The sequence below is a fragment of the Clostridium thailandense genome (genome assembly GCF_019207025.1).
In the GTDB taxonomy this organism is placed as follows: Bacteria; Bacillota; Clostridia; order Clostridiales; family Clostridiaceae; genus Clostridium_AM; species Clostridium_AM thailandense.
The window spans coordinates 1-7,384 of the sequence record NZ_JAEEGC010000075.1; the positions used below are offsets into that span (position 1 = coordinate 1).

Genomic DNA, 7,384 nt, shown 5'->3' on the forward strand with positions numbered 1-7,384 from the left:
TTATCTAAGTGCGACAGCCCCTTTTTAAATCAGTTTAATGATATTTAATCATGAACATTTCTCTGTATCGTCTAAAATATATTTTGGCTTTATTTCTGAAAAAATATAGTTGACAAATAGTCTAATTAGACTATAATATTTAAGTGTTATTAGTCTAATTAGACTAATTATAAATTTAGTAATTTTAGGTATCTAGTAAATTTACGGAAACAATAAATAAGTAACTATTTAACATTTATTCATAAATATTAAATAAAAAGAAAGGATGAAAAAAGTGATTAAATCATTTTTAATGTTAGGACAATCAAATATGGCTGGACGAGGATTTATCCATGAAGTACCACCAATTTATAATGAAAGAATACAAATGCTGCGTAATGGTAGATGGCAAATGATGACTGAGCCCATCAATTATGACCGTCCTGTTTCGGGAATAAGTTTAGCGGGTTCATTTGCAGATGCATGGTGTCGTCAAAATGGAGAAGATATTATTGGCTTAATTCCTTGCGCTGAAGGTGGAAGTACACTGGATGAGTGGGCTGTGGATGAAGTGCTTTTTAGACATGCAATAGCTGAAGCTAAATTTGCTATGCAAAGCAGTGAGTTAATAGGAATTCTATGGCATCAAGGAGAAAGTGATAGTGTTAATGGTAACTACAAAGTTTATTATAAAAAATTACTTTCAATTATTGAAGCTCTTAGAAAGAAGCTCAATGCTCCAGATATTCCAATTATTATTGGTGGTTTAGGAGATTTTTTAGGCAAAGAAGGATTTGGAAAAGGCTGTACTGAATATAATTTCATTAATCAAGAGTTAGAAAAATTTGCTTTTGAACAAGATAATTGTTATTTTGTCACAGCCTCAGGTTTAACTTCTAACCCTGATGGTATTCATATTGATGCAATTTCTCAAAGAAAATTTGGCTTAAGATATTTTGCAGCCTTTTCTAATAAGCAGAATGTATTAAAGCCATTAATTAATGAAAATGAGTTGCTAAGTCTTAATCATGCTAGAACACATACTAAAGCAGAAAAGATATATATAAAAAGTATGGATTTTGCATTAGGAAAAATATCCTATGATGAATTCGCATCTCAAGTCATGCAAATCAACAATGACTAAACCTTATAATTATGAAACAACTATTAACGTAATTTAGATTAAGAGTATAAAGGAGGTGTTTTTTTGATACCATTACTAATATTAGGTTTATTAAAACAAAACCCAGGTTCTTATGGATACGAATTATTAGCTTTAATGGAAGAGAGACACTATAGATACATAGTAAATTTCACTAAAGGATCATTCTATTATAATCTTCAACAATTGGAGGAAAAAGGATATATCAAAAAAGTTGATCAATTAGACAATACTAGAGAGAGGCATAATTATATCATCACTGAACTAGGGGATAAAGAATTTGAAAAATTAATGTATAAGTATGGATCTAAGACAGAGTATATAAACTTATCTTTTTATGCAGCAATGTTATTTGCTAATGAATATAAAAGCGAGGAGCTAACAAAACTAATAAAAATACAAATCGAACAAACAAAAAAGAAAATTTCTTTATTAGAACAATCTATTCAGTATAATGAAACTATACCTACTTATTTTAGAAAAATGCTTGAAAATTCACTTTCCCATCACTTAGTAAATGTTCAATGGTTTGAGGGATTGTTAAAAGATGCGAAAAATGAAAATTAATTTAAGGAGGATAAGTTAAGTGTCGGCCGTAAGTATCTATATTATTGCATAAACATTTAACTAACCCAATATTAGCTCTATAAACTTGAACAATTTGAAGTAAATATCATAAGTTATTAGTAATATAGAAAGTATGCGTAGAAGGAGAAGTTAATTTGGATAGTGTGTTATTTAATTCACTTAGGGGTGGAGGATATATATCATAAAAAATAATGCCCATATACTATGAAAGAAATCCAGTATATGGGCATTATAACAACCCCCTAATTTGTAGAGGGACATCTTTATTCTATTTTCACTTGGAACATTGATTGTGGTAATAGTTTTAGTTATCTTCATATATTCCCACAATTTTCATCAAATATTTTTTGAAATTTTGTCTCACACTTAGTGGCTCAATTAACTCACATTTTCGCCCAAATTTAAGGAGTATGTTATATCCCTCTTCTTTGTCTGCAATAGGATATTTGGCAATATAATTATTCCCCTCAATACCAATAATATTTTCTTCTCCAAATCGCTCTATTACTTTATCTTTTAAAGATTTATCTATTCTGATAATAACCGGTACAAGTTCTTTTGTCATCCATTCTGAGCCATCCATCGGCAAGGATATAAAACATTTATATAAAATAGTTATGTCAATTGAGAAAGTTTTACTTTAGGATGATGATAACGCTGCTTGTTTTGAGTTTTGTCTTTGTAATTGATGGCTTTTTGTGGACACCAATGAATACAAGCAAGACATTTTTCGCAGTTGTGCTTGAACGTTACTTTTTCATCTATAATCTCGATATTTTTTGCTGGACAAACTGAAACACAAATACCACATCTTGTGCAATTTTTCGAAACATTATAATCCTTATCGGTAGATTTAAAATTGGCAGAGGCTTTATTATGCATTTTTCTAAGAAGACCTAAACTGCCCTTTATTTTGCACTCTTTTCTGATTTTGATATCTTGAATGATGACAGCAAGCTTGTCGTCGGCTTTTGCGAGCAGCTTGCCTACCTTTTCGTTTTTTATATCAACCATCAATATATAGGTTGATAAAATAGGAAGCTTAGTGCCGTAATGTAAATATGCACCTTTTTCTTTCAGTATATTGTCCACATCTGTGAGACATGTACCTATAGCTCCCCCGCAGGTAACCACCGAAAAGAAATAGGCATCTTTATTGAAGTTACTGCTTTTTATGAAATCATATACCATATTGGGCAATCCCCATGCATAAACAGGAAAAACAAAACCGATTACTTCGCTATTGCAATTATAATTCATTCCGGCTTTGGAGATTGATACTACGTCGGTGTCACCTAAAACATTGGCAATATCAAGAGCGGTTTGCAGGCTGTTCCCTGTTGCAGAAAAGTAAAAAATTGTTTTATTCATGTTCATATACCTCACTATTGATTTTAAAACTACTTCTATCAAACTAAACAATTAAGTAGTTGTTCTATGAATTTATTTTATCGTGGATTTCATGAAAAAATTTGCCTGTTCCGTGTTAATTCTTGCCTAATCCTCCGAAAGTAGCAATTGAACTCTCGCCAGGTATAGAAGGTGACAGTTTTTTGTGTAAATCCGTACTGCAGGGTCAGTCTAGTTTTTATGTTTGTTGACGCAAACTGGCGACGTCTCTCCTCGGTGGTCTTCCAAAAAAGCGGCTGTAATCTCTGCTGAATTGAGAGTCGCTGACATAACCCACCAGCTGACATGCAGTAGTAGCATCCATTGAACCGGAGACCATCAGATGCCTGGCTTCATGAAGGCGCAGTGCCTTTTGGTATTGCAGTGGACTCATCGAAGTAACTGACTTAAAATGTTCGTGAAAAGAGGATTCGCTCATGTGTACCAGCTGGGCCAAGTCTGCAACCTTTATCTGCTCAGAGAAATTGTAGCGGAGCCAGGAAATTGCCTTCGAAACTCGCTGCACGCCAGAATCCGCAAAACCTATTTCAGCAACATGAACACCGATGGTGCTGCGCAGGACTCGTATTAAAATTTCATCCAGCACAAGTGGGGCGAGCAATTTAGTATCGCTGGGACTTTGAAGACATTCCACAAGCCTACTTACAGCATTGATAATGCCAAAGTCAGCGTTAGTGAGATAACCGACACTTCGCTGACTAATTGAAGGTAGACCATCGGGATACACTTTCAGGACCAATTCTGAGATCTTTTGAGGGTCCAGTTCCAAGCCTACACTGAGGAACGGCTCAGAAGAGCTGGCCTGTGTGGTTTGGAGTGCAATCGGCAGAGCAACGGGGAACACGAGCATACGTGACCTACCGACCTCGTAGATTTCTTTTCCTAAAGTAACGGCCTTTATTCCTTGTGCTACGATTAATAAAGAAGGTAGGTAGAAGGTTTTCATGATGTTCATTTCCATTCTTGAATAGCGATTTATATGCAAACCTGGAATGCGCTGACTAAAGGTACCGTCATGTGGGGTTTGGGCATAGATCAGGCGTGCCAGTCGTGATATCTCTTCTTCTAGCATCCCCCCCACGTTAACAGACGTTGAAGGTACTGAATGTTCATCTAAATTTTTCATTATTCAATGACCTCCTGTATTCCAACATCCAGTTAAGAGTATCAAGCATTTGATCATATTCGTTCCTCTTACGCTCAATCTCAGTTATCTTTTGGCATATCCATTCAATCACTTGTTCATTAGTAAGCGTATTTTCATCATGGTCCTTCAAAATTTCCTTAAGTTCAGTTAGCGAACACCCCGCTCCCTGAAACTTCTTTATGAGTTTCAAACGTTCGATAGCGACCTCTGAATAATTACGATAGTTATTTTCCTCTCTTCGAACATGTCGACTATCCAATAGGCCTTCTTTTTCATAAAAACGAATTGTGTAGACTGTTAAACCCATTTTTTTAGCTAATTCTTGAATCTTCATATGAATCCCTCCAAAAATGACTTGCATTAGAGTTAACTATATAGTTTATACTACAATTGTTAAAGAAAATCAACAGCTTAAGGAGGTTAAAGGTCTGAATGACCTTTAACGAGTAGTTTGCGAGCGGGAGCGAGTGGGTTAAACTACTCGGTGCTTCCGACTAGAAGGAGGAATTATTATGCGTATTTTTGTAACAGGAGCAACAGGTTATATTGGTTCAGCGGTTGTACAAGAACTGATTCAGGCTGGACATAAAGTAATTGGATTAACACGTTCGGAAGAGGGTGCCAAGAAATTAGAAAGTGTTGGAGCAGAAGCACTGATTGGGACGCTGGAAGATACGGAATGTCTTTGTAAAGGAGCTTCCATGGCAGAAGGTGTTATTCATATGGCTTTTCGACATGACTTTTCGGATTTTTCAGGATCCCTTGCTATTGATTTAAATGTAATTAACGCAATAGGTGGAATACTTAAGGGTACTGGGAAACCATTTGTGACCACTGCTCATGCCAATGGGGAAACCTCGGATAAGGCTACATTAGCGTTAGCTGATAAAGGGGTTTGTTCCGCTGTCATTAGTCTTGCACCCTCTGTGCATAGTGACGCAGATAGCCATGGATTTATTCCACAACTTATCAATATTGCACGCTCAAAAGGAGTATCTGCATATGTTGAAGAGGGAACTAATCGATGGCCGGCTATTCATAGGCTTGATGCTGCTAAGCTTTTTCGTCTGGCAATTGAAAAAGCACCAGCCGGTTCAAGTTTTACCGGGAGAGGCGACGAAGGAATTCCTTTCCGTGAAATTGCCAGTACTATCGGAAAACACTTAAACCTTCCAGTGGTAAGCATTTCCCGAGAAGAAGCAAATGCTCATTTCGGATTTCTCGGTATGCTAGTTTCACTTGATATCCCAAGTGTAATGCCGGGAAACGTTGCACAAACAAAAGAGGTTTTGGGGTGGAATCCGATACAACCAGGCTTGATTGCGGATTTGGAGCAAGGTCACTATTTCAATAAATAGTCTACTGCATTTTAAATAAGGACAATTTTCTTTTTATTGAACAGTTCATGAACTCACCATTTGTTTTAAAAATTTATGAAGAAGTTCAGCTGATTAGTAGACCGTTAGTAGAGTTTTTAGAAAATGGTAAAAAGTTCGGTGTCTTTAAGGAAGTTGATATTGATCTATTGTTTATTTATTCTTTTAGTCCATTAATGCAAATTGCTAAAAAGTATTTCAACGGAGAGTTTGAATTCACCGAACAAAACTAATACAGCATTATTTAGGAAAGTTACTTGAATGAATATTCATTTATTGTAAAAATACTATACAAAAATAACTAAATGGAGGTAATTAAAACGAAAAATAAAATTTACCATGTTGGGGTATAGAGTATTTTTTGTATTTGTTTAGGTTATAGTATATAACTTGATTGGGACAACTAGTTAGGGTGTAGCAATAACTAGAAGTTATTGATTATTAAAAGATTAAATGTTAAGTTAAATATGATAAAATAAACTCAAATTTTTATTGATTGTTTACAATATATGGAGAGGTTATTAAATATATGAATCAAAATATAGATAAAAAAATAACCGTAACTGAATTATCTGAGTTAGTGAAATTGTCGCCAACTTATTTATCCGAAGCTTTCAAAGATGTTACAGGTTATTCTATAATTAAGTTTTTTAATAAGATTAAAATTGATAGAGCAAAGGAACTGATTATTGAAGGGGACAAAAAAATAAAAGAAGTGGCAGGGCTAATGGGATATAATGATGAATTCTATTTTAGCAGGATGTTTAAAAATATAGAAGGAATAAGTCCATCGGAATTTTACAGTAAAAATATCCATGAATATTAGTATATCACATGGATTCAAATTCTTTTCAAGGATATAATTGATACAAAATTATGAATTGGAGATGAGTTTCTGATGAAGCTAAATCTAAGGGCGCAGAGACAGAACTTATACATTTATATGAATAGAGGAATAGCCACAGTAATTATGGAACCACTGCGCGGAGGTTATCTACTTAATAATGTTCCTAGGGAAGTGACTGAATTAATAAGAAACTATCCTGAAAAGCGTTCGCTTGCCGAATGGTGTTTTCGTTGGCTGTACAATATGCCAGAGGTATCTGTTATTCTTAGCGGAACGAGTAATCTTGAGCAACTGAAAGACAACTTGAAAATTTTCCAATATGCTGAACCAAATTGTATGTCGGATGAGGATGAAAATCTGATTTTAAAGATACGTGAGGCTTTTGAATCGCAAAAGAGCATTGGTTGTACTGGATGTAGGTACTGTATGCCCTGTCCACACGGTGTTAAAATTCCGGATGTTTTTAAGCTTTATAACAGTTACAAGTTTATGAAGTCCAATAACGACAGATATGTTTATCAAAGAGTATTGATGCCATCAAATTCCGGAGCTGACCAGTGTGTATCTTGCGGTATCTGTGAAAAGCAATGCCCGCAGGGACTCAAGATTCCAAGTATTCTTCAACAAGTTCACTATGAATTTGTTGAAAAAAGGCTCACTAGATAGTCTAAAATATAACCAAATTTTTATTGAAGATGCAATGACAGCCTCATCGAAAGAAGATCATGATTACATAAACAATGTATTTTCAATTTGAGGTTTGATATGGTATTTCATATTCATAAAACCAGCATAATACCATAAATAAAAAAACATTTATCTAATATGGTAAACAGGTGGGGCTGTCGCACTTAAGATAATCAAAGCAGAAAGTA

10 protein-coding genes are annotated in these 7,384 nt (G+C 34.7%); 6 read left to right on the forward strand and 4 right to left on the reverse strand.

Annotated elements, in window-relative coordinates:
• Positions 1-274 precede the first annotated feature (274 nt).
• Positions 275-1,123, forward strand: a complete 849-nt coding sequence (locus tag I6U48_RS15845; protein ID WP_218321441.1) for a sialate O-acetylesterase — start codon at positions 275-277, stop codon at positions 1,121-1,123.
• A gap of 63 nt (positions 1,124-1,186) precedes the next feature.
• Positions 1,187-1,708 (forward strand): PadR family transcriptional regulator, encoded by a 522-nt coding sequence (locus I6U48_RS15850; RefSeq protein ID WP_218321442.1) that lies wholly within the window; start codon positions 1,187-1,189, stop codon positions 1,706-1,708.
• Between the two features lie 325 nt (positions 1,709-2,033).
• Here I6U48_RS15850 and I6U48_RS15855 read toward each other — a convergent pair whose 3' ends face one another.
• The 4 genes from I6U48_RS15855 to I6U48_RS15870 form a co-directional block, all read right to left on the reverse strand.
• Positions 2,034-2,294, reverse strand: coding sequence for a WCX domain-containing protein (locus I6U48_RS15855; protein ID WP_246615390.1), 261 nt, complete (start codon positions 2,292-2,294; stop codon positions 2,034-2,036).
• Between the two features lie 50 nt (positions 2,295-2,344).
• A complete protein-coding gene (locus tag I6U48_RS15860; RefSeq protein WP_218321443.1) occupies positions 2,345-3,100 on the reverse strand; it encodes an EFR1 family ferrodoxin in 756 nt (251 codons plus the stop codon).
• 217 nt (positions 3,101-3,317) lie between these two features.
• Entirely contained in the window at positions 3,318-4,265 is a 948-nt protein-coding gene (locus I6U48_RS15865) for an AraC family transcriptional regulator (protein WP_218321444.1), read from the reverse strand.
• On the reverse strand, positions 4,249-4,620 hold the full coding sequence (locus tag I6U48_RS15870; protein WP_218321445.1) for a MerR family transcriptional regulator: 372 nt from the start codon (positions 4,618-4,620) through the stop codon (positions 4,249-4,251). The genes I6U48_RS15865 and I6U48_RS15870 overlap by 17 nt, the downstream gene beginning before the upstream one ends.
• A 178-nt stretch (positions 4,621-4,798) precedes the next feature.
• Here I6U48_RS15870 and I6U48_RS15875 point away from each other — a divergent pair, with 178 nt between their 5' ends.
• From I6U48_RS15875 to I6U48_RS15885, 4 genes are all read left to right on the forward strand, one after another.
• Positions 4,799-5,644 carry an SDR family oxidoreductase gene (locus I6U48_RS15875; protein WP_218321446.1) on the forward strand — a complete coding sequence of 282 codons (846 nt, stop codon included), beginning with the start codon at positions 4,799-4,801 and terminating at the stop codon, positions 5,642-5,644.
• Between the two features lie 8 nt (positions 5,645-5,652).
• Positions 5,653-5,895 (forward strand): hypothetical protein, encoded by a 243-nt coding sequence (locus I6U48_RS30510; protein ID WP_376774572.1) that lies wholly within the window; start codon positions 5,653-5,655, stop codon positions 5,893-5,895.
• A gap of 296 nt (positions 5,896-6,191) precedes the next feature.
• The gene (locus tag I6U48_RS15880; protein ID WP_218321447.1) at positions 6,192-6,488 is read left to right on the forward strand and encodes a helix-turn-helix domain-containing protein; all 297 of its coding nucleotides are present in this window, start codon (positions 6,192-6,194) and stop codon (positions 6,486-6,488) included.
• 72 nt (positions 6,489-6,560) lie between these two features.
• On the forward strand, positions 6,561-7,175 hold the full coding sequence (locus I6U48_RS15885) for an aldo/keto reductase (protein WP_218321448.1): 615 nt from the start codon (positions 6,561-6,563) through the stop codon (positions 7,173-7,175).
• The last annotated feature ends 209 nt before the right edge of the window (positions 7,176-7,384 follow it).

Excerpts from the sequence above, each read along its gene's own strand:
- I6U48_RS15855 (WP_246615390.1), bottom strand. The coding sequence starts at position 2,294 with ATGACAAAAGAACTTGTACCGGTTATTATCAGAATAGATAAATCTTTA.
- I6U48_RS15860 (WP_218321443.1), bottom strand. The coding sequence starts at position 3,100 with ATGAATAAAACAATTTTTTACTTTTCTGCAACAGGGAACAGCCTGCAA.
- I6U48_RS15865 (WP_218321444.1), bottom strand. The coding sequence starts at position 4,265 with ATGAAAAATTTAGATGAACATTCAGTACCTTCAACGTCTGTTAACGTG.
- I6U48_RS15870 (WP_218321445.1), bottom strand. The coding sequence starts at position 4,620 with ATGAAGATTCAAGAATTAGCTAAAAAAATGGGTTTAACAGTCTACACA.
- I6U48_RS15875 (WP_218321446.1), top strand. The coding sequence starts at position 4,799 with ATGCGTATTTTTGTAACAGGAGCAACAGGTTATATTGGTTCAGCGGTT.
- I6U48_RS15880 (WP_218321447.1), top strand. The coding sequence starts at position 6,192 with ATGAATCAAAATATAGATAAAAAAATAACCGTAACTGAATTATCTGAG.
- I6U48_RS15885 (WP_218321448.1), top strand. The coding sequence starts at position 6,561 with ATGAAGCTAAATCTAAGGGCGCAGAGACAGAACTTATACATTTATATG.